Here is a 20,284-nt window from a genome sequence, read left to right on the forward strand (position 1 = left end):
CTCTCACGTTAGTAGGCAACAGCATCCCAGTCGAACTTGCGCGACACGGGAGTGCTTGCGGCGTTGTAGAAGGTGATAGTGAATCCAAACTCGGCCTTGCCGGTGATGACGAAGTAGTCGCCCTGCCCCATGTTCTGGGCCGTGATGCCCAGCACGGGCGGGATTCGGAAGTCCTTGTCGAAGGTGATGACCTTGGCGCCTGCGCCAGAGATGACATCGCGCGCCGACTCCCTACGGTCCGGCATGTCGATATTGACCGTCAGGCCCGTCACGACCACGTTGTGCGACGTCGAGCCGCTTTCCAGCTCGACCTTCCACTGGAACGCGCGCGCCTCGTAGTCGCCCATCGCGAAGTGCTGCCACTCCCCCCAAACTGGCGAGCCTGCCGGGTTGTCGTTCGTGGTGCGCACATAGAGCGAAACGACGGTGTCGCTGATGCGGTTGCCGTCGATAGACTCCCACGTGTCGACGAGGTCATACCGGAAGTCGATCTGATCACCGGTGTCGAACGAGATCGCATCGATCGTTGCCGTCAGGCGCGACTTCTCCACCGCACCGAGGTCGAACGTGTTGGCGAACTGGTATGTGCCACTGGGGACGATGCCGTCGAGCGAGTCGATCAGCCCCCAACCGCCCGCCCCCACGACCGTGTCGATCAGCCCCAGCCCATCGATCGCGCCCTGGCTATCCCACAGGCCCCCGGCGTCGCTCAGCCCCTGATCATCGATCAGGCCGGAGCCGACCAGCTTGATGCCGTTGAGCGCAGGGTCGTAGACGATGTTCGACTTCGCGCCAGCGAATGCCGGCTGCTCGATCACCGCCGCGACGATGTTCAGGCTGCTCAGCGACGGCGCGGTGGTCACCACCATGGTCGCACTCGGTGACTCGTGGCCCGTCGAGTCGATCCATTTGGCCAAGTAGACGCCGGAGAGCAGCGGCAGCTGCGCCGAGTTCGCCGCACCGGAGATATAGCCGCCGATGTCGATGGCGCTTCCCCAGCTCGGCTGCTCCGTGTCGGTCGTGTGGCGAATCCGCGCCTGCCCGCCCACCCGGACGTCCAATTCCTCGGCTGCGTCCCATGTCAGGTTGGCGAAACCGTTGATGGCGGCCAGGGACAGCCCCGTCAGGTTCACCGGTGGCGCGAGCTTGCCGACCACAGTGTGGAGAGCCGAGTACGTCCAGGTCGGGCTGCGCACGCCGATGCCTGAAACCACTCGCCCGCGCACCAGATACCGGCCGCCGTCTTCGACGGGCGAGATGTAGGTGCTAGTGGTGCTCGCGCTCACTGGCGCCAGCGCGCTCCAGGTCTCGGCTTCGAGCGTCTTGTACTCCAGCTCGATGCGTCCCGTCTGGGATACCGCCGCGTCCACCACCGGCGGCCACTTAGCGAGGATCCGCGTGACCACCTGGCCGCCGCCGCCCATGACAAGCTGGTCTTCCCCAGAATCAAGCGTGAACGCCCCCAGCGTCTCGACTTTGAAGGGGTCCGGCAGGTTCGTGTCCGGTACCGGGTCCACCACAGTCGCGTCGCCGTAGGCCCAGTCATAGACCGCCGCGGCTTCCTCGTTCAGCATCAGGTCGATGCCCCCGTCGTCGGACATCTTCCACGACATGACGCGGAAAACCTTTTCCGACCAGCCGAACTTCGGCAGCGTGACCTTGACGGTGCTGTAGGCGGTCAGCGGGAACGCCGTGAGCTTCGCGGGAAAGTCGACGACGATGCCCTGCCTCGACCGCTCCAGGATGATCTTCGCTAGGCGCTGGGCCTGAAAGGAGTCGGTCGTGAATGGCAGCTCAATGTCGCGGTCGATCACCTCGCCGTCCTGCTGGGCATACAGCGGGTTCTCGACGGCCGGGAAGTCACTCGGCTGCCAGCTGTTCGACGGATTGATGAAGGTTCCCTTGACGCGGTTGAAGAGATCCCGGCGAGGCGTGCGCGCTTGGACCTTCACCGGGCCGCGCAGGTCGCTCTCCGTAAGCGTCACGGTCGCGAGGTCGTAGGCACCGGCGAAGACCCGGAAAACACCACCGGTGATCGTCACAGTGGCGCCGCCGGCCGTGACCATCTCCGCGAGGTTGTCGCGCGGCGACTTATCCAGCATGACGATGCCGTTGCAGCTGTAGCTGCGCTGGTAGCGCTCCTGCGCGACCGCCACGTACTCGTCCGAGATGTTCGCCGCAATGATCACGGACTGAACGTCGACGTCGGTATCGGTGCAGCCGAAGCCGCGCTCGTCCCGCAGGTAGTCGTTGACACACAGCGCCCAGTTGTCGCTCCACGCGACGGTACCGACGCGGGGATCCAGCACCTTCTTGCCGCGCACCAGGGCCTTGATATTCGGCAGGCCGTTGGGAAACACGTCGATGTCGTATTCCAGCCGCACATATAGGTAGCAGACGCCACGCAGCTGGTGTGTCCACGTCCAGCCAGGAATCTCAGACACCATCACCGGGTCGGCCTCCTGATATGGCGAGCCGAGGTGTGTTCTCACGCGCACCAGCGGGGAGCCGACCTCCGCTTCGTACTCCATGATCACCTTGTTGACACCGGGCTCAATGTCGGTGACGGTGACCGACATCGAGTCGGGCGTGAACGAGAAGTTCACCGAGCCCGCGTAGTTCTCGCCACCAAAGGTTTCGATCGAGATGATCTTGTGGATTGCCTCGCCTGGAGACAGCACCGCCGTGGTCTCTCCCATCGGCACAGCCTGGCTGAACCGCCGATTGACCATCTGGATCTTCTTGAATGGCGCGGTCAGCACATAGCCGTTGGGATCCAGAGCGCCCACAGGTGATTCGCCGAGATAGACCTCTTCCAATGCGTCGCACTCGTGATCCGCCAAGGCGATGACGAGGTGCATGTACTGGTTCTTCTTGCCGTTCCCATCCGTGCTGCCTGCGAAAACAAGTGGCCCGGACGTCATCGCGCGGCCATAGATCATGTTGCGAGGCTGTACGTTTGAGCGGACAACCTGCGTCCGGCCTTGCGCCTCCGATGAAAAGCCGTTGAGAGACTTCGGCTTCGATACCATTCCGACTATCAGCGACGCAGCGATCATCAGCGCAGTCGCGACGATGGCAGACGCGCCAGCGGCAGTCGCGGCAGCTGCCACAAGCGCCGGGATGAACGGAATAATCACCGGCATCTGGCCGTCTCCTATATCTTCCAAGTTGCCCGAGCCACGTGCAGGGGCAGGAACTCAATCCCGAGTGCGCCTTGCGCGGCTATAGCAGTTCCGACGCATAGCGCCAGCGCATCGCCATAGGGCGTATCGACCAGCACCACGTCGCCGCGTCCAGCGAGCGGAGCCGGCACGGCGGGCCCGAATGCCAAGGTCGCGACGCCCAGCACGCCCCCGTTGTCCCGCAGGATCCGCCGAGCGCCCTTCTCACTCGAATACAGGCCCCGCCAGCGCGCGCCGGGGTCCGCGCCGGTGAAAGCTTCGATCCCGTCGCAAACGAACAAGCAGCAATCGGATTCACCCCAAGAAAAAGCCCGCGCGCGGCGGGCTTCTACGAAATCTGTTAGCCGTGTCGGCCAGTCAATCAAGCGCTGCATCAGCGTCCCCACAGCAATTGCTTCTCGACCATCTGGGCCACGTACTCGAAGCCGCGATCACCGGCGTAGCGGCTCAGCTGGTCTTCGTTGTTGTAGCGGCGCACCTTGGGCCTATCCCACGATGCCATTCGCGACTCCGCGGCCACGGTGATCGTCGCCGTCTCGCCCACCTCCGTGTCCATGGTGTCCATGCGGCCATCGAAGAGCCGGACCGGATCGACCAGCAGCCGCATATCGTCCCGCAGTGGCGCGAACCAGATCCGGCAGGGATTGCCCTGGTACTGCTCCCCAAGGGTGATAGCGATCAGTTCGCTGGGCACACCAGAAAGCGTCAAGCGAACGCCGATGGCCTCAAGGCCCGCCTGCTCCTGAATCGGCTCGATGCTCCCCAGTGTGCCCAGGCCAACCCAGCTGATCCCGTTCCAGAACACGTCATACGCCGCGCTGCAAACGCACAGCGGCTGCGAGAAGTCCATCCGCACGAAGAAGATGTAGGGAACGTGGCTGGCGACAACGGCCTCTGCCGTCCCAGCATCCATACTGCGGTTCATCAGAAGACCTCCGAAGCACTGATCACGACCGAGTCGGAGATGCGGCCAGGTAGCACCGGCACCCCGTACTCGTCGGCCGTCAACATCATGGTCGTGCGCGGCTTGTCCAAGGTGATCGCGGCATTGTTCGTCGGGGCATTGCGGAACGGCGGCGCCACCGGCACTGTGGCCAACCCTCCCGCGCTACTGGTGACGTCGGCGGTGACAATCTTCAGCTCACCCCCGACGGCCAGGTAGTCACCGGCGCGCAGGACCAGCGTGCTCGCCGGCCACGACTTCGTGGGGAGCATCTTGAAGTTCGTCATGGAGCCGTTCACGAGGGGCGCGAACATCGAGTTTCCTGGGCGCCCATGCGGCCAGATCGTGAATCTTCCAGCCAAGCCACCAATCGATGCCAGGAATGCTTCCAGTTGCCCGCGCTCCCGCTCGTTCTTGGGCGGAAATTCCAGCGTTATCTTCCAACGAGCGCCGGGGCGCTCAACTGTCTGGACAGAGCCGTTCAACGGCGAGTTGAATCCCTCCGTATTCGACTTCAGGCCCCACGTCGCCTTCGCCGGCACCAGGCTCTCCGGCCACTCCAACGTCGCCATTTCTACCTCCCCGTCAGGTGCTTGAGATCGCCGCCGCGCATGAGGTTCGCTCGTACTTCGGCCACAGCTGCGTTTTTCGCTTGCACCATTGCCTGCAAGATGGAGGCCTGATCCGCGCGGCTATCGACGTTGATGTGCTGGACGATCGTCACATCTCCGCCACCGGCAGCGCCGACGCCACCCAATGCGTTATTCGGCACGATCGACCCAGACGCCGGCGGCACAAACAGCTCCGGACCCACCTCACCAACGATATAGGGCTGGCCAGCGGCCACCGGGCCTCCAGCGGCTCGCAATTCGACGCCAGAGACGGAACTCATGTCAACGGGGGATGTGCTGGAAACCCCTGCCGTCCCGGTATCCGTTCCGCCTGCCGCACCACCGACGGCACTGCCGATCAGGCTGCCCAGCTGGCTGAAGATGCCGGACAGGGCCGCCCGAGTCTGAATGCGCAGCAGGTCAGCGATCACCGACTGCGCAAAGTCCTTGAAATTGAACTTACCCGTCGTCGCGAACGTGACAATGCCGTCTTCCATCCGTTTGAAAGCGTTGGTGGCCGTGCTGCTGGCCTGCGCCATGGCATTTCGCGACGACTCGGCATAGTTGGCCATGGCCTCCGTCGCGCCGTTGACCCAGCTCTCCTGCTTTTCGCGCAGCGAGGCGTAGTAGTCGTCATAGTCCTGCAGCGACCGATCCAGCCCAGCGCGGATGTCATCCTGCGCCTTCGTGTACGCGGCGGAGTTGCGTGCCGCCTCGGGCGTGGCCTTCTCCAGCTGCAGTTGCAGGTTTTCGTACTCGCGGTAGATCGAGCGCACCGCCTCGGCCTGCTTCTGCGCCTCGCTACCCCGGCCCAGCGCGTCCAGTTGCCGCTGGTACTGCTCAGCTTGCGACTTCTGATAGTTGCCGATCTGGGCGTTGACGGCGGCCGACCGCTCTTCCAGCTTCGTGATGTCGGTCTTGAGCTTCAGCGCGCGCTCATTCTCGACGTTCTGGGCCAGCTGTGCCTTGATCTGGTCCTGGTTGGCCAGCAGGCTCTTCTGCTCGGCCGTCAGGATGGTCTTGCCCTTCAGGTCGCCTATCTTCTGCAGGAACTCGGCCTGCTGGCGCTCAGCTGCAGTGAGCTTCTCGCTCGACTCCAGCGCCGCGCGCGTTGCGGCGTCCTGGTCGCGCAGTTGCTGCAGGAACTTCGTCGCCGCATCGTCCTGGTAGGCCTTGGGCTTGGCCGTCCGGGTCTTCGGATCCTTGTACTTTTCCTCGATCGCCGCGACGCGCTTGTTGTACTCGTCGGCTGCCATGCCGACCGTCTCGGCGTCGCGCTTGAGCTGGTCGATCTCGTCTTTGCGCTGGTCGGCGCGCGAACGCGTGGCTTTGGTCTGCGCATCCAGACGCGCCTTCGCCGAGATCATCGCGTCCTGCTGGCGCTGGTTGGCGGCCTGTGCGGATGCCTGCGCGCCAGCGTCCTCAAGCGGCTTGGCCTGCGACTGCAGCTTCGACAGTTCCTCCCGGAGCCGCTGAATCTGCGCAACGCGCGCCCGCGCGCCGGAGCCGAATGCCGCGCCGCCTTCGTTGCTGGCGAAGCCGCCGCCCTTCTCCAGATCCGCGATCTGGCTCTGCACGCCAGTGATCTTGTTGCGGATCTCGTCCAGCGTGGCCGCCCGGCCCAGCCCCAGCATGGCGTCCCACGCGCCCTTCGCCGCACCGGTGACAGCGTTCCAGGCGCGCTCCATATAACCAAGGTTACCGATCACCTTGTCGGCGCGCGCCTTCATCTGCTCGGCGTACGCCTGCTGGGCCAGCGCGGCGGCCTGATCCTTCTTGCCCTGCTCTTCCAGCGCCACGATCTGGTCGTAGACCGCCGCCGTGAGGTAGTGATACTGCTCGTTCAGCTTCAGCGACGCCTTCACCGGCTCGTCGCCGAGCTGCACGAACTGCTCGATGGTCTTGTCGACGGCCGTGCCGGTGGCCTTCTCCATCGCCTCGGCGGCAATGCCGATGGCGACGATCTGGTCGCCGGCGATCTTGCCCGTGGCCGCGATCTTGGCCAGCACCTCCGCCGCCTGGCCCTGCGTGCCGATTGTGCGGCTCACCGTGGCCGACATGGTCGCCAACTGGTCCGCCGACAGGCCGGCATAGTTGCCGGTCATGATCAGCGCCTGGTTGAACGCCTTCGACTCGCTCGCGCCCTGCGACATGGCGTAGGCCAGGGCGCCGGCCGCCGCGGCGCTCAGCGTGAACGGGTTGATCAGGCCGGTGACATAGGTTCCCACGGCGCGCGCGGCCGGGCCGATGCCGCCGAACATGTCCTTCAGCTGCCCGCCCTGCTGCGTCAGGATCAGCAGCGGGCTCTGGCCACCGGCGAGCTGCGTCACGATGTCGGTCATCTGGGCCGGCACCATGCGCATCGCCGCGGCGGTCTGGCGGGCCGATGCCCCGACGCCGTCAAGCGCTTCCTGCACGCGCCGGCCGCCGCTGGCCGCCTGCTCGGCCGCCTTCAGCTTGGAGATGTAGTCGGAGACCGCATCGGTGACGCCTAATTGGGCGGCCTTCTGCTCCAGGAGCTGGATCTTCGTCTTGCCGACGGTGTCGGCCATGCGTGCCGTCTGGCTGACGAAGGCGTTGATCGCCCGCGCGCTGGCGTCCGATCCGTTCTTCGCTGCCTCGGCGATGGCGTCCTGGGCGGCCTTGGTGCGGCGCGCTGCAGCCTCCTGCGAGCTGAGGAAGCTGTCCAGACTGCGCTTCGCCGCGTCCATGCCGGCACTGTAGCCGCTGGCGTCGGCGGTGACGCGGACGATAGTGTCATTGGCCACGGGTCAATTCCTTCACTTTGGTCTGGATCACTTCGTCCACTGCTGCCGCCGCTGCGCCCTTCTTTGCCTCGAATGCGGGGCGCAGGAATGGCTGGGCCGCCATCTTCGACGTGCCGAACTCCAGGAAGCGCCCATAGAACGCCTCCTTCGACCAGGTCACCAGATACGAGGCGATCCGGCCGGGCACCGACACCTCGTCGTCATAGGCGATGATGATGTGGCTCCGCAGGAAGCCAGGCGGGTGCGGACCATGCTTCCCTTCGTAGATGCCCTTGTCGACAGGCGCGCGCAGCTTCACCTCGGTGAAGATCTCGCGCGCGCCGGCCACAGCGGCCTGCCGCAGCACCGACTCGCTCGCGACCGTATCGAGTGCCAGCAGCGTGTCCCGCAGCGCCTGGGCGTTCTCCACCTCGAAGTTCTTCCGCGCCATCACGACCTCTTCGGAAACATCACCCGCTCGATCAGGTCCGCCTGCGCGTCAGGATCGTCCAGCAGGATCGGATCGGCATCGTTGGCGGCGCTGTGGCAATCATTCCACGGGATGAAGTCCAACGCGCGGAACGGGTCCGGCGCCGCCTTCGGGTTCCGGTGGACGTTCGCCACCATCGAGGCGATCGTGCCTGCCCGGAGATCGTCGTAGTGGCTGCCCCACGGCTCCAGCTGGTAGAACGCCATCCACTCGACGAACTCCGCGCTGGGGATCTCCGCCTGCGCCTGGCCTACTGACTTTCCGAGGGCGAGGGCGAGCCGGAACCAGAATCGCCGCTCGGGGCGGCGTCGGAGTTTTTTTCGGCTTCCTCCACGGCGGTGGCCGCCAGGCCGTTCAGCCGCAGGGCCACAGCGAGCACGCGATCCATCGCGGCCTGGTTCTTCCCGCGCAGCGTCTCGATGTCGGCTTCATCGAAGACCGGCTGGCCGTCCTCGTCGACCACCGTGGACACCAGCACGCGCGCGGTGAAGACGCTGTAGGGCACCTTGCCGTCGCCCTGGCGGCTGATCCAGTTGTCGCGCGCGAGGCCCGACATCACGGCGACACGCACGCTGCCGCCCCACTCGGGGACCTCGACGTCTTCCGTCTTGAGGTCCGCCGCGGCCAGGATTGCTGCTTTCGAAAGGATCGTCATGTTAGGCGTCCACCACATCGCCGGTGATGCGCAGCGTCACGCCGGAGGTCTTCAGCACCTGATCCACGCCGCCTTCCAGCGGGCTGTTCTTGCAGTAGGCGTCGAAGGTCTTCGTCTTGCCGTTGGGCAGCGTGAGCTTGTAGGACCGCTTCGTGCCGGCGCGCTTCGCGGCGTCCACCGCCTGCTGGCCCGCGTCGTTGAAGTCCTTATTCACGTCGAAGGTGAACGAGCCCCAGTCCTGCAGGCCGAGCATGAATTCCTTCGCCGTCGAGTCGAGATCGGTGACATCCAGCTCGCTGGCCTGGCCGTCGAAGCCGTTGAACGAGATCAGGTTCTCGATCTTCGTCCAGGTGACGGGCGTCGCCGTGCCGGCCGCGGTGATGGTCTTTCCCACCGTGTTGACCTCGACGGCGAAGGTATTGGCCGTCACGTTCTTGACCACCACGGTCTGGCCGTTCAGGGTCGCCGCGTCGGCGCCGGCCAGGCCGGCCAGCGTCACGACGTCGCCGTTCGTCAGCGCGTGCGCCGCCGAGGTGATGATCGTGGGGAAGCCGACGGCAACGCCGGTGATGGACTTGGCCGCGCCGGTCGTGCCGGAGACTTCCAGTTTCGAGCCCTGCGCGGAGATTGCGGTAGATGGCATGTTGACCTCTTCAAGATGAAAAAGCCCGCGCAGGGCGGGCGAGGGAGAAACGGTTTCGGAATTGCTCAGGGCCTAAACCAGACCGAGAAATCGAGCCGGCTGCCGTACAGCTTCGTGTCGCTTTCGTACTGGCTCACCGGGGCGCCGATCGGGATGCCGCCGGCAGCGACGAGCGCCGTGCGAGCGGCACGCATGGTGGTGGCCGTCGCAGCCCGCGTGGCGGACCAGACGTTGATCTGCATCCGCTGGTTCTCCAAGTCGGCTGGGCCGTCCAGTCCATTCACATCCTGGCCGCCAACGGCCTGATAGGTGACATACGGCCCCGCTGTACCAGTGGGCGCCACGTCGGGGAAGATACTGAGCCCGGTCACGGTCTTCAGAGCTTCCACGACGACCTTCTCGGCGGAGTTAGCCATTCGGCCTCGCTTCAGGACAGTAGGTCCTGCGTAACAGCGCGTACTTCGCGGCCGCGCAATCCGGTGTCGGCACAACCTCTGACCTGTAGACCTTACCTTCCACTCTCAGCTGCGCGCGGAATCCCGTGCTGTGCCGGTGAACACCCAGAATCCCCACGCTGTTATTCCGGTTCGGAGCGTGCCGGTTCAGATTGTTTGTGCTGAAGGTCACTACACGCAGATTCGCCAGTCGGTTGTTTGATCCGCAACCATCAATATGGTCCACCACCCCATCCGGCCAACTGCCATGTGTGTAGAACCAAGCGAGGACATGCTCGTATATGAACTCGCCGTGAACGTAGACACGGCGGTGATCGCCGTGCGGCGTGCCAGCGATTCGGCCATTCTTCTTGTAGAAGCTGCCCGTTCGCGGGTCGTAACGCAGCCGCGCGAGGAGTTCAGCGTGGGTCAATCGGTACTCGTTGCGTTGCATATCAGCCTCAACCTTCGTTGGCTCCTGTCTCGCACACCAGATCGACGAACTCGCGCTTCACCCGGTCCGGCAGCACGCCCTTGATGTTGTAGGCAGTGCCGTCCGCGCACAGCACGCGCATGGCGTTCGTCACGCCAGCGGCGGCCAGTGCCGGGATCCGGATGCTGGCCTGCACAAGCGAGGCCGGCGCATCCGCCCGGATCACCTCCAGCCCGGTCCGGTGCACGATGTTCGCCCACGCCTCTGTGACCGTCACCCAGCCGGCGACAGGCTGCCCGAACTCGTCCTGCCCTTCGGCCGGACGCTGGATCTGCACCAGCTCACTGCGCTGACCGGCCCTCATACGCCCAGCCCCACGCGATATGGCTGGAGCAGGTCGAGCGCGCCGCGCGGCAACTCCGCCACCGTGGCGCCGACAACCGTGTCCTCGCGGTTCATATACAGATGGCCCACGGTCAGCAGCACGGCCGCCTGAATCTCCGGATTGACGACCATCGGGTCATCCCCGGCCGTTTCGGCCAGCACCGCCGCCTCGAGCGCGTCTTGGTCTGGATAGACCTTGCGGTTCAGGAACGAAGCGGCGGAGCCTTCGGCGGCGGCCAGGTACAGGCCGATCAGCTGATCCTCGTTCGGCCACGTAACCCGCAGGTGCGACTTCACCATGTCGAGAGCGAGGATCGGCATGTCAGGCACCCTTGTTCTTGGGGTCCGGCGCCTTCTTGTTGGCCGGCGGCGGCGCGGCTTTTTCCTTTTCTGCTGCAGCGGCAGCGGCTTCTTCTGCTGCCCGTGCCTCTGCTGCGGCGCGCTCTTCCCCCTCACGGCGTGACGCCTCTTCCGCCGCAAGCCGGGCTTCCTCGTCCCTTCGGGCCTGCTCTTCGGCGGCAGCCTTGGCCCGGGCTGCCTGTTCCTCGGCTTCCTGCCGTGCCTGTTCCTCGCGGGCTTCGCGCGCGGCGGTAGCCCGTTTCTTTTCCGGGTCTTCGACCAGGCCTACCTTGGCCAGATCCTTGGCGAGCGCCTCGCTCACCTCGACTTCTTCGCCGGGCCTGGCGTCGATGTGGTGGTGCACGAACCGGCTCAGTGCTTTCACTTTGATCATGTCGGGTCTCCTGAGCCCCCGGCCGAAGCCGGAGGCATTGCGGGCGGCGCGATTACGCCGGCGTGATGTCGCCCTTCACGAAGGCTTCCGGGCGGTACACGGCGAGGCCGAGACGCTCTTCAACGAGGATCGTGACGATGTTCTTCACGAAGTCGTCCTCGTTCTCGGTCGCCACCATCACCGCAGCTTGCTGGCGGTCGAAGATCTGCGCGCCGAGCTTGAAGGCACCGGTCAGGAACGTGTCGACCGTCATGGCCTGGGTGGCCACCACCGGGCGGCCCCAGAGCGCGGGTTGTGCCACACCTTGCGGATTCGCGAAGATGTAGTTGCCGGTGGTGTCCTTGGTCAGCTCGATGGCTGCCCAGTCGGACGGGTGCAGCACGATGCCGGTGGACGGGTACTCGGCCAGTTCGGCCTGGAGCAGAGCCAGACGCAGCACGTCGATGCGGGTCGGGCTCGCAATCGTGATCGGCGCAACATAGGCGGTCGCCTGCGTGTAAATGCCGTTCAGGTTGTTGCCCACGCCCGAACCCATCAGCAGCTGCGCTTCTTCCTTGAATGCCAGGCCATAGCGCAGCCGGCCATCGATGTAGCTCTGCATCATCGGGGCATCGGCCAGGATTTCAGTCGAAGCCTTCACGAAATGAGCGATCTTCACCACCGCCTGTGCCAGCAGATCAAAGGTCAGATCCGACTGCGGCTTCTTGGTGCCTTCCGCCACGGTCGCGGCCATGTTCTGGAAGCCGGTTTCCTTGACGTACTGGATCAGGTTCGAGTTCGTGCGGCCCGGCGTCAGCAGGTCGCGCACCGTCAGGCGACGCTGGGGCGGCGTCTGGATGCCCGCCAGCCGGTCCGGCGCGATGGTATCGCCTGCCACGGCCGGATCGGAGGTGATCGTCACCACCGCCTTCACCTGGTGGCTGAAGCCCTTCTTGTAATTGCCTTCGGCGACATATGCCTTATAGGCCTCAGAGTCGACGAAGTCCTGACCGACGGACTTCACGCCGTCCGGCTCGCCCGAGCCACGGCGCAGCAGCTTCTTCTCGGCGTCGTCCAGGCGCGCCTGCAGTTCGCCCTGCTTCACCAGCAGCTCGTCGACCTTGGTTTTGGTCTCGACCGTCATGTCGCCGGCCTTCTTGGCCTCCTTCATGGCCTGCTCGCCGGCCGACTTCACCTCGTCGCCGATGCGCTTCAGTTCGGCGGTGACCTGCTCCATCACCTGCTCGGGGTTGCCGCCGGCTTCCTTGCGTTGCAGGCCGCCTTGACGTTGGAAAGTGGTGTTCATTGCGATCTTCCTCAGAATGAAAGGGATTTGAGGCTGTCCAGCAGCCGATTCACATCGTTCGCCGCGCTGCCAGACTCGCTCTGGAGCAGGTGTTTCAGCCCGCGGTTGGCGATTACCGCGGCCTGTGACTTCGAGAAGCCTGCCTCGCGCAGGAGCCCTTCGAAGTCGGAAAGGGATGGAAGCGCGCCGTGCGCGATGGCCGACTTCACGGCATCGATGCGGGCAGCATCGTTGGCCGGCACGGTGACGATCGAGACCTCGACCAGCTCCACTTCCTTGAGCGTGCGCACGCGGGTCTTCTCGTCGAAGCTGTCGTCGCGCACGTAGTAGCCGATCGACAGGCCGGTGATGGCCTTGGCCTTCATGCCGCGATACGCGATCTTCGCGTAGGGGGCATCCTCCAGCCACAGAGCGCCGTCACCCTTCAGGCCGGTGTTGTCTTCGGCCAGCGACGTCCAGTCGCCGATCGGCTCCCCGGTGCGGTGCTGCCAGAGGATTGGCAGCGACCTGCCCTTCGCCTCCAGTTCGGCCAGGCTGTTCTTGAACGCCCCGGGCGCGACCACCTCGCGGTAGCTGTCGACCACACCGAACACCGAGCCGTAGCCAGAAAAAACGCCGTCATCTTTGACGGCCTTGGTGTCCCATTCGAACGCGCGTGTCTTGAACGCGCCAGCTTTACGTTGCATCGCCGCTCTCCGAGTTGAGCCAGGTGGTCAGCGCATCCTTCGCCGCGCCGGCCGGGTTGTTCTCGCCCAGCTTGTCGATGGGCAGCATGTTGGATTGCACGGTCAGGACGGCAGCGTTGCCTCCCATCGGCGGCAGGTTTTCCTTCTTCCGGCAGTCGTCGCGTGTCATGACGCCGTTCTGAGTCATCTGCGAATAGAACGCCGCGCGCGAGGCACTGTCGCCGCGCAGGAGACCCTCCATGGCGATCTCCACCGAGTACTTGCCCCGCTCCACCGGCGTCATCAAGTCCTTCTTGGCCGACTGCTCAATGCGCACCGCCCACGTCCGAAGGCTGAACGTCACGAAGCCGATCATCTGCTGTTCGATGCCGGTGCCCCAAGATGTGGATTTCTCCGTATGGCCCACCATCCACGGCGGCACGCGGTACCAGCGACAGATTTCCTCGACGTTGAAGCCGCGTGTCGCCAGCAGTTCGGCGTCCTGCGGGTTCATTCTCAGCTGCTCGAACCCAGCGCCCTTCTCCAGCACCATGTAGCCGCCCTGGTCGCTGACGGTCTTTACGTGCGCGCGGATCTCATCGCGCTGGCCGGGCTTCAGCACGGCGTCCATCGTGACCAGGCCGGCCGACTTCATGCCGTCCTTGAACGTGGAGGCGCTGGCCCGGTCGGCAGCAATGGCTCCGCCGAAGACGTTCGCTCCCATCTGCACTGGCGAAATCGGGTTGAGCCCGTCAAGTGTGAAAGCCGGCAGGTACCACAGGTCGGCTTCCGGAATGACGCGTGACTTCTTGAGGATCGGATCGTTGTAGGTCCACTCGATGCTGCCGTCATCCCGAATGCGCGGCGGCATCATGCAGGACGGCAATAGGATGTCCAGCGCAGATAGTTTGCCCAACACATTGCGCCGCTTCTCTACGTAGGCGGCTCCCCAAAGGAGCAGGCAGGCAACATAGATCTGCCAGAACACGGCGGCGGTCATGTTGTCGTTGGGCTGGTCGTGCAGGAGCCGGTATAGCTCGTGGTCCTTGGCCAGCGTCTTCGTGTCGCCGTCCTCGCGGTACACATTGACCGGCAGCGTCGACAGGGTGTCTGCCAGCAGTCGGACGCATGCCCATGCCGTGCTGAGCTGCAACGTCGAATTGACCGTGACCGATTCCCCGGTGAAGTTGCGGCCACCGAACCAAGCCGCCCAGAATGCACTCGAATCGAGGCCGATTGGCACGCCGAGCCAGCCTGCCAGCCCCCCCGCGAGAGCGGATTTCACCCGCGCGGGCAGTGTCTGCTTGGTCTGGTTCATACGATGATCGGGTTCGCCAGAAAGTCGGCCAGGTCATCGGCCGGCTGGGGATTGAGGGATAGCAGCGCCACCGCGTTGAACAGCGCCATCAAAGGGTCGATCTTGGCCGTGCCGCTGGCCTGCTTCGTGATCAGGATTGCATTGCCCTTGGGCTCGACCTTCGCATTCCCGACGCACCAGTTCATCAGCTCAGTGCCGCCGTGCCACAGCGTGCCTTCGGCCAGCTTTCGCTCGGTAGTCTTGATCGTGCCGTTCAGTTTGTAGCCCTGCGGGATGCCGACGATCATGTCCTCGCCCTTGGCGTTCTTTTCTGGGATGCCAGCGGCGGAAAGCGCATCCAGCACAGCGCCGATGCCGCTCGGGTCCACGCCAATCTTGTCCAGCAGCCCAGCTTCGTAGATCTGCAGGACGTCCTGTGCCAATTGATCGACGTCCTCGCCGATCTCGTCGACGATGACCAGATCACCAGTTTCAGCGAGGTCGAGCAGCTTCGCGGCTTCGGACTTGCGGCGCTCCAGCACGATCGGATGCGCCCAGGCCTTGCACCATGCGAGCCAGTGTCCGGTTTTCCTGCATCGGCCCACGGCAGACAGGCCCAACAGGTCGTCCAGGCCGCCGCCGTCCACGCCCACGTCGATCACCTCGCAGCGACGCAGCAGTTCCGGCAGCGTGCAGCGCTTGGGCGCCGTCTGCTTCTCCCACTGCTCGGCACCGGCCCAGCTGTCAGACCGCAGCGCCAGCCCGATCTCGACGTTCAAATGCTGCGATGCCCACGCGCGCAACTCTTCCTCGCCAGTGTTGCGGGCGGTCTCGAACTCTTCCTGCAGCCGCTCGACCGTGATGGATTTGCCGTTGTTCGGCGTGACCATGGGCCAGTTCGCCGGGTTCTGCCATTGCGATGGGTCTTTCTGCATCGCCGGCGGGAACTCGTACAGCACCGGCAGCATGGCGCCGCGCTGGCGGCCGTCCCGGATCGCCCGGGCCTTCATCAGCTCGGCCTTGAAGACGCCCACCGGCGCCTCTTCGCTCTGCGTGGTGATGAACGCCATGAATGCTTCGGGGAACGGCAGCATCCCGCCGCGCAGCTGCCGGATGGCGCTGGCGGCCTTGCTCATCTTGGCCACGACGTGCAGTTCGTCGATCAGGACCGCCACCGGCTTCTGCCCTGTCAGGGCCGACGGGTCGAACGACATGATCTCCAGTTCGGCCTTCGTCTCCCGGTGCACGATCTTCTTCAGGTGCTCGCGCACGTGCAGCTTCTTCTGCAGCACGGGGTCCAGTTCGATCGCGCCGTGTGCCGCGTCGAACGCCAGGGTGGCGACGTCCTGCACGGGCGCCGTCATGATCATCGAGGCGTGCGGCCGCCGGTTCAGCAGCAGCGCCGTCAGCATCAGCAGCGCGCCGTTCGTCGTCTTGCTGTTCTTCTTCGGCACCAGCAGGAACAGTTCCCGGATGCGCCGCGCCTGGGTGACGGGGTCGAGCGAGCCGAACAGTGCCCGGGTCGGATCGCGGAACCAGTCGCCCGTGGCATCGGCCAGCGTCGGCGTGCCGGGCACGTCCGCAAGCCGCAGCTTGTTCAGCACGGCCACGGCGCGCTCGCCCTCGACCACGTCCAGCGGCAGGTTCGGCACCAGCGAGCGGCCCGTGCGAAGGCGGTCTTCCCAGTCGAGGCAGGACAGATCCCAAGTCATTGCATCGAGGCCGAGCCGGGCAGCAGGTCCTGCCAGTCGGTACCGGCCTGCGCGTTCAGCGCGTCAGCCTGTGCCTGTTCTTTCTTGCCCTTGGCCGGTGTCTTGGCCGGCGCGTCCTTCTCGCCTGCCGAAAGCGGCGGTGCGGAGACCGCAGGCATCGGCATGGCGGTGTACGCCTTCTGGGCTGCCACGTTGCCCTTCTTCGCAGCCGAGTGCATTGCGACCAGAACTTCGAGCCGTTTGGCATAGGCGCCCTGCGACAGCTCGGCCTCGAAATGCTTCTCCAGCGTGTTGCGCGAAATGCCGAGCCCGATGGCAATTTCCTCGTGCGACATGCCCGCGCCGGCCGCAATAGCGACCTTCCGACGCGCTGCCACAGTCGGTTTATATGTCGGTCTCGCCATTTTTCGGATTCTGCGCAATAACCCAGCCGGGCTGAAATTCCGGTGGAGGAAAAAAACCTCTGCGTGGGGGAACGGGCGGTCTAGAGCCGGCGAACCCGCCAGACTTCCTACCCACCCCTCCCTTTGGCCTCAAATGTTGCGTATTCGCAACGTTTCGTAGCGGCTCGACGAAGCGGACCGCCATTTCGGCCGACCCAAGCAACGACACGCACCAATGCGGTGCGCTACAACCCTCGTCGTGAAACGAGGCCTTGTTTTTATGCCGTTAAGGTGTCGAGTGGAGCCGGACACGAAGCGTGCCAACGTGCTAGGGCTCGGTGCCCGCCGTCACGGCGATGGCCACGGGCGGATGGCCCGGACCATAGACGGACAGGCGGATCGGCACGCCGGCCAGGATGTTGGCGATGTCCTGCTCGGTGGGCTGCCAGTACGACAGCCAGCGCCCGTTCGCCTCATCCCGGTGGACGGGCAGCCCAACACAGTCGCCCTGCGTCTGCGGATCCCAGCCCCTCGGCGCGCCAAGGATCATGGTGGTGTGGGCGGTCTGGATGGGCGGCATCATGGTGCGTTCTCCTGCCGCTGCTTGTCGCGGCTGTGGTGGCTTCCGCAGAGGGTCTGCCAGTTGCCCCGATCCCAGAACAGCGTCTCATCACCCCTATGGGGGATGCGGTGGTCCACCACGTTCCCATACGGCAAGGCCAGCCCGCGCGCCGCGCACTCGATGATGACGGCTGCCACGGTGGTGGCCACGATCCGCTGCTCCTTCAGGCAGTACTCGCAGAACGGGTGCTCCCGCAGGTGGGCCGCACGCGCCTGCTGCCAGCGGTAGCCGTATCCGCGCTGCGTGCTGGTCAGCGCGCTGGTGCGCCACGAGCCGGGCTGCATGGTTGGGGTGCGGCTACCTGCGGGCGCTACCCTGCCGCCCAGCATGGGCAGGCGGCCGCGCTGCTTGCTCACCGCCAGAGCCCGAAGGCGTAGGCCAGCGCAGCGCCAGCGCAGGCGAGCCCGAACAAGCCCCAGCCCAAGGCGCCTGCACTCACGCCACTCCTATATGAAGGGCGCGGCTGCGGGACCTCGGGTACCCCATCGGGGTCATCCACGAATGCTTCGGCCGGATCGCCGCGCGTCACGGCGCTGATCGGCACCAGCTGGTAGGTCTGCAGCAAAGGCCGTGGATCGAACCCCGCCCCGTCGTCGGCGCGCGGGTGATAGGTGCACCGGACCGTCACGGCTTCCCCCACGGCGCACCGCACGTCGAAGGAGACGGTGGCGTGCGGCAAGCCGAGGGCCTCCATCAGATCCTTCACGAACGGATCGTGCTGGGACATAAGCTTATGGGAAGGCATGGAACACGTCCGGTGCAGGAATGCAAAAGCCCCGCCGGGAAATGATTCCGGGCGGGGCTTGCCGTAGCATGAGGCGAATTTAGCGCATCTGTTTCAATAAAGCAAGGTCTGAAATCCCGCCAATCCTTACGCAGCAACAGATTGCGCCGATTCGCACGTTGCACGGTCGGGGACGATGCCATGGGCGATAAACGACGGCTCCAGCCGCTCGATCGCCAGCGCCTCCAGCTTCCGGAAGTTCTGATCCATCCAGCGCGCGGCACGGAACAGCGTTGCAGGCGAGCCGCCGTGCTTGTCGGCCAGCGCGCGGAAGGTCAGGTCCTGCCGCTGCTGCTTGGGCAAGTAGTGCCGCGCGGTCAGGTCCAGCAACAGGGCAAGCGCCGTGAGACCACTGGAGCGGCGCGCGTAAGCCGCCAGGCGCTTGCACCCAGCCAGCTTCTCGGGACCGTGGCCGAAGCGCGCCAGCACCGCTGCGTATTCTGGACTGGGCAGCCGAGTCTTCACTGCATCCGTGATCATGGCGCACTGTGCGCGGTATTCGTCCATGGAAAGGCTTCCGCCATAGCCTCTTTCCGATACCTCGCCCCGCAGTTCCGTGAGCCAGCGTTCCTGTGCCAGGGTCGGCTGATCAAGCGCCTCCAGCAGTTGGATCAGCATGTTGCGGAACGGTGCCTTCTGGCGCGGCGGCAAGGACAGCACCAGGTAGGAGACGTGCAGCGCGTGCGAGACGTCTGCGAACAGTGGTTTATCCGTCATTTCTTTTCCCCGAAAAATTTGCATCTCTTGCCGTGATCCCTTCTCTTCCCGCCCGGCAGCAGCTTCGTGCAGACCGTGTGCGTGGTGCCCATCAGCCGGGCCGACCTCTCCCACTGGCAGCCTTTGCAGCTGCGCGCCTCGTTCTGTTCGTAGACCTCGGCGGGGTCCCGGTACATGTAGGCCGGCAACGTCATGCGTCGACCTCACACCCGATAGGTTGTATTTCCGCTTTACAACGTAGCGGTTGTACGGCGGCCGGTTCGTCCAACCCGCACAGCCAGTCCAGCGAGCAGTCCAGCGTCTGGGCCAACCGCACCGCGGCCTCGATGTTGGGCGATCTGGCCTCGTCCTCGTACAGGTAGATGGTCCGGAAATCGACACCGGTCAGCTCAGCCAGCCCCCGAACGCTCCACCCCTTTTCCAGTCGCGCCCGTTTGAGCCGCGGGCCGAACTGCGTGATTCGTGGCAGCGTCATGCGAGCACTCCATCGAACGACACACCGAAGTCATTCGCCGCGTGAGCCTGCACCAGGGTCAGGTAATCGCTGAACTCGCCGACCGAGTAGTCGGACGTGGACTTGCGCACCAGCAGGAGCCGGCCGTCGGGCAACTGCTTCTCCGTCTTCACCCCGTACAGGTCCGCGAAGTACTCGTGCCAGGTGTCCTTGTCGTACTGGCGCCCGTCCACCCACGCCTGCTCGGCGACGTCGCGCAGCACCACGCCCCAGTAGTACCGGTTCGACTCGTTGGTGCGTCGGCGCTCGTCGGCGGTGACGATCAGCCGGATGGGCGTGCCCTTTTCCGCGCAGGCGGTGGCGTTGGCCTTGATGAAGGCCAGCACCGTGGGCCAGATGCCCGGCGACTTCAGGACGAACTCGCGGTACAGCGCCATGGCGTCAGATCCCCGGCCTCGCCAGCCGAACGCCCTTCCAGCGCCGGCAGCTCGATGCGCGGTGGCCGAAGCCGCCACAGTAGGTGCAGTAGCCGTTCCAGTTCTTGTCCATCATGTCTCCTGCTTCCGTGCGTACTCGAGCAGCGCCAGGGCGTCTGCGTGGTTGTCGTCGACGACGCGGTGGCCGCGCCCGCGCATGGCCGCGACCATGGCGTCCTTGTTGGCGTTGCCCTTGCCCGTGGCCGACTTCTTGATCACCGGCACCGGCACGCCGACAAGCCGCACGCGGTTGCGGTCCGCCCACGCCTGCAGGTGCGCCTCGAAGCCGCCGTAGACGTGTGCCGCCTGGACGGCGGTGTGGCGCAGCACCAGCTCGTAATAGATGGCCTGGATCTCGCCGGCCTGTCGCGCGCGCTCGCCGAGGAAAGCCGCGAACTTCAGCCACCGCTGCCCGGGCCCGTCGTTGCGCTTCGGGGCAAAGGACTCGCTGCCGCTGTGCAGCGCCCCGTCGCGCATGCCCAGCGCCCAGCCGGTGGTGGTGCCGATGTCGATGGCCAAGATGTTGGCGTTGCAGAGCGGGCTGTCCACTTTCGGCGCCTCATTTGAGGTCGGAAAATCGGAAGTGGCCGGTCGGTCCTGGACCGTCACGGTGGCGAAGAAGTCGGTCATG

The 20,284-nt window shown here is 65.1% G+C and carries 26 protein-coding genes; all 26 read right to left on the reverse strand.

Annotated elements, in window-relative coordinates:
• Positions 1-8 precede the first annotated feature (8 nt).
• The gene (locus tag AC1DFU_RS20580) at positions 9-3,146 is read right to left on the reverse strand and encodes a phage tail protein (RefSeq protein ID WP_477159684.1); all 3,138 of its coding nucleotides are present in this window, start codon (positions 3,144-3,146) and stop codon (positions 9-11) included.
• An 11-nt stretch (positions 3,147-3,157) separates the two neighbouring features.
• Positions 3,158-3,559, reverse strand: a complete 402-nt coding sequence (locus AC1DFU_RS20585) for a DUF6950 family protein (RefSeq protein WP_477159685.1) — start codon at positions 3,557-3,559, stop codon at positions 3,158-3,160.
• Positions 3,559-4,110, reverse strand: coding sequence for a hypothetical protein (locus tag AC1DFU_RS20590; protein ID WP_284459679.1), 552 nt, complete (start codon positions 4,108-4,110; stop codon positions 3,559-3,561). Before AC1DFU_RS20590 ends, AC1DFU_RS20585 begins: the two co-directional genes overlap by 1 nt.
• A complete protein-coding gene (locus AC1DFU_RS20595; protein ID WP_284459680.1) occupies positions 4,110-4,700 on the reverse strand; it encodes a hypothetical protein in 591 nt (196 codons plus the stop codon). The genes AC1DFU_RS20590 and AC1DFU_RS20595 overlap by 1 nt, the downstream gene beginning before the upstream one ends.
• 2 nt (positions 4,701-4,702) lie before the next feature.
• Complete coding sequence (locus AC1DFU_RS20600; protein ID WP_477159686.1) at positions 4,703-7,507, reverse strand: phage tail tape measure protein; 2,805 nt, start codon at positions 7,505-7,507, stop codon at positions 4,703-4,705.
• Positions 7,497-7,937: an HK97-gp10 family putative phage morphogenesis protein gene (locus AC1DFU_RS20605; RefSeq protein ID WP_250024610.1), complete on the reverse strand. Its 441-nt coding sequence runs from the start codon at positions 7,935-7,937 to the stop codon at positions 7,497-7,499. The genes AC1DFU_RS20600 and AC1DFU_RS20605 overlap by 11 nt, the downstream gene beginning before the upstream one ends.
• Complete coding sequence (locus tag AC1DFU_RS20610) at positions 7,937-8,209, reverse strand: phage tail assembly protein T (RefSeq protein WP_477159716.1); 273 nt, start codon at positions 8,207-8,209, stop codon at positions 7,937-7,939. The genes AC1DFU_RS20605 and AC1DFU_RS20610 overlap by 1 nt, the downstream gene beginning before the upstream one ends.
• 17 nt (positions 8,210-8,226) lie before the next feature.
• A complete protein-coding gene (locus AC1DFU_RS20615) occupies positions 8,227-8,631 on the reverse strand; it encodes a hypothetical protein (RefSeq protein ID WP_313818724.1) in 405 nt (134 codons plus the stop codon).
• 1 nt (position 8,632) lies between these two features.
• Positions 8,633-9,274 carry a phage tail tube protein gene (locus AC1DFU_RS20620; RefSeq protein ID WP_477159687.1) on the reverse strand — a complete coding sequence of 214 codons (642 nt, stop codon included), beginning with the start codon at positions 9,272-9,274 and terminating at the stop codon, positions 8,633-8,635.
• 65 nt (positions 9,275-9,339) lie between these two features.
• Positions 9,340-9,690, reverse strand: coding sequence for a DUF3168 domain-containing protein (locus AC1DFU_RS20625; RefSeq protein WP_250024614.1), 351 nt, complete (start codon positions 9,688-9,690; stop codon positions 9,340-9,342).
• Positions 9,683-10,162, reverse strand: coding sequence for an HNH endonuclease signature motif containing protein (locus tag AC1DFU_RS20630; protein WP_313818726.1), 480 nt, complete (start codon positions 10,160-10,162; stop codon positions 9,683-9,685). Before AC1DFU_RS20630 ends, AC1DFU_RS20625 begins: the two co-directional genes overlap by 8 nt.
• A 7-nt stretch (positions 10,163-10,169) precedes the next feature.
• On the reverse strand, positions 10,170-10,505 hold the full coding sequence (locus AC1DFU_RS20635) for a phage head closure protein (RefSeq protein WP_477159688.1): 336 nt from the start codon (positions 10,503-10,505) through the stop codon (positions 10,170-10,172).
• On the reverse strand, positions 10,502-10,846 hold the full coding sequence (locus AC1DFU_RS20640) for a head-tail connector protein (protein WP_477159689.1): 345 nt from the start codon (positions 10,844-10,846) through the stop codon (positions 10,502-10,504). The genes AC1DFU_RS20635 and AC1DFU_RS20640 overlap by 4 nt, the downstream gene beginning before the upstream one ends.
• Position 10,847: 1 nt before the next feature.
• Positions 10,848-11,258 carry a hypothetical protein gene (locus tag AC1DFU_RS20645; protein ID WP_477159690.1) on the reverse strand — a complete coding sequence of 137 codons (411 nt, stop codon included), beginning with the start codon at positions 11,256-11,258 and terminating at the stop codon, positions 10,848-10,850.
• 52 nt (positions 11,259-11,310) lie between these two features.
• Positions 11,311-12,543 (reverse strand): phage major capsid protein, encoded by a 1,233-nt coding sequence (locus tag AC1DFU_RS20650; protein WP_477159691.1) that lies wholly within the window; start codon positions 12,541-12,543, stop codon positions 11,311-11,313.
• Positions 12,544-12,554: 11 nt separating this feature from the next.
• Positions 12,555-13,229: an HK97 family phage prohead protease gene (locus AC1DFU_RS20655; protein ID WP_477159692.1), complete on the reverse strand. Its 675-nt coding sequence runs from the start codon at positions 13,227-13,229 to the stop codon at positions 12,555-12,557.
• On the reverse strand, positions 13,219-14,526 hold the full coding sequence (locus AC1DFU_RS20660) for a phage portal protein (RefSeq protein WP_477159693.1): 1,308 nt from the start codon (positions 14,524-14,526) through the stop codon (positions 13,219-13,221). The genes AC1DFU_RS20655 and AC1DFU_RS20660 overlap by 11 nt, the downstream gene beginning before the upstream one ends.
• A complete protein-coding gene (locus tag AC1DFU_RS20665) occupies positions 14,523-16,217 on the reverse strand; it encodes a terminase large subunit (protein ID WP_477159694.1) in 1,695 nt (564 codons plus the stop codon). Before AC1DFU_RS20665 ends, AC1DFU_RS20660 begins: the two co-directional genes overlap by 4 nt.
• Positions 16,214-16,552, reverse strand: a complete 339-nt coding sequence (locus AC1DFU_RS20670; protein ID WP_477159695.1) for a hypothetical protein — start codon at positions 16,550-16,552, stop codon at positions 16,214-16,216. The genes AC1DFU_RS20665 and AC1DFU_RS20670 overlap by 4 nt, the downstream gene beginning before the upstream one ends.
• A 376-nt stretch (positions 16,553-16,928) precedes the next feature.
• Positions 16,929-17,183, reverse strand: coding sequence for a hypothetical protein (locus AC1DFU_RS20675; RefSeq protein ID WP_477159696.1), 255 nt, complete (start codon positions 17,181-17,183; stop codon positions 16,929-16,931).
• Entirely contained in the window at positions 17,180-17,578 is a 399-nt protein-coding gene (locus AC1DFU_RS20680; RefSeq protein ID WP_477159697.1) for an HNH endonuclease signature motif containing protein, read from the reverse strand. Before AC1DFU_RS20680 ends, AC1DFU_RS20675 begins: the two co-directional genes overlap by 4 nt.
• Positions 17,575-17,949, reverse strand: coding sequence for a hypothetical protein (locus AC1DFU_RS20685; RefSeq protein WP_477159698.1), 375 nt, complete (start codon positions 17,947-17,949; stop codon positions 17,575-17,577). Before AC1DFU_RS20685 ends, AC1DFU_RS20680 begins: the two co-directional genes overlap by 4 nt.
• A 144-nt stretch (positions 17,950-18,093) precedes the next feature.
• Complete coding sequence (locus tag AC1DFU_RS20690) at positions 18,094-18,723, reverse strand: hypothetical protein (protein WP_477159699.1); 630 nt, start codon at positions 18,721-18,723, stop codon at positions 18,094-18,096.
• A 190-nt stretch (positions 18,724-18,913) separates the two neighbouring features.
• The gene (locus AC1DFU_RS20695; RefSeq protein ID WP_211943849.1) at positions 18,914-19,198 is read right to left on the reverse strand and encodes a helix-turn-helix domain-containing protein; all 285 of its coding nucleotides are present in this window, start codon (positions 19,196-19,198) and stop codon (positions 18,914-18,916) included.
• The gene (locus AC1DFU_RS20700; protein WP_477159700.1) at positions 19,195-19,614 is read right to left on the reverse strand and encodes a recombination protein NinB; all 420 of its coding nucleotides are present in this window, start codon (positions 19,612-19,614) and stop codon (positions 19,195-19,197) included. Before AC1DFU_RS20700 ends, AC1DFU_RS20695 begins: the two co-directional genes overlap by 4 nt.
• A gap of 111 nt (positions 19,615-19,725) precedes the next feature.
• The gene (locus AC1DFU_RS20705; protein ID WP_477159701.1) at positions 19,726-20,283 is read right to left on the reverse strand and encodes a hypothetical protein; all 558 of its coding nucleotides are present in this window, start codon (positions 20,281-20,283) and stop codon (positions 19,726-19,728) included.
• Position 20,284: the final 1 nt, after the last annotated feature.

It is taken from the genome of Cupriavidus sp. 10L45, from assembly GCF_056395225.1.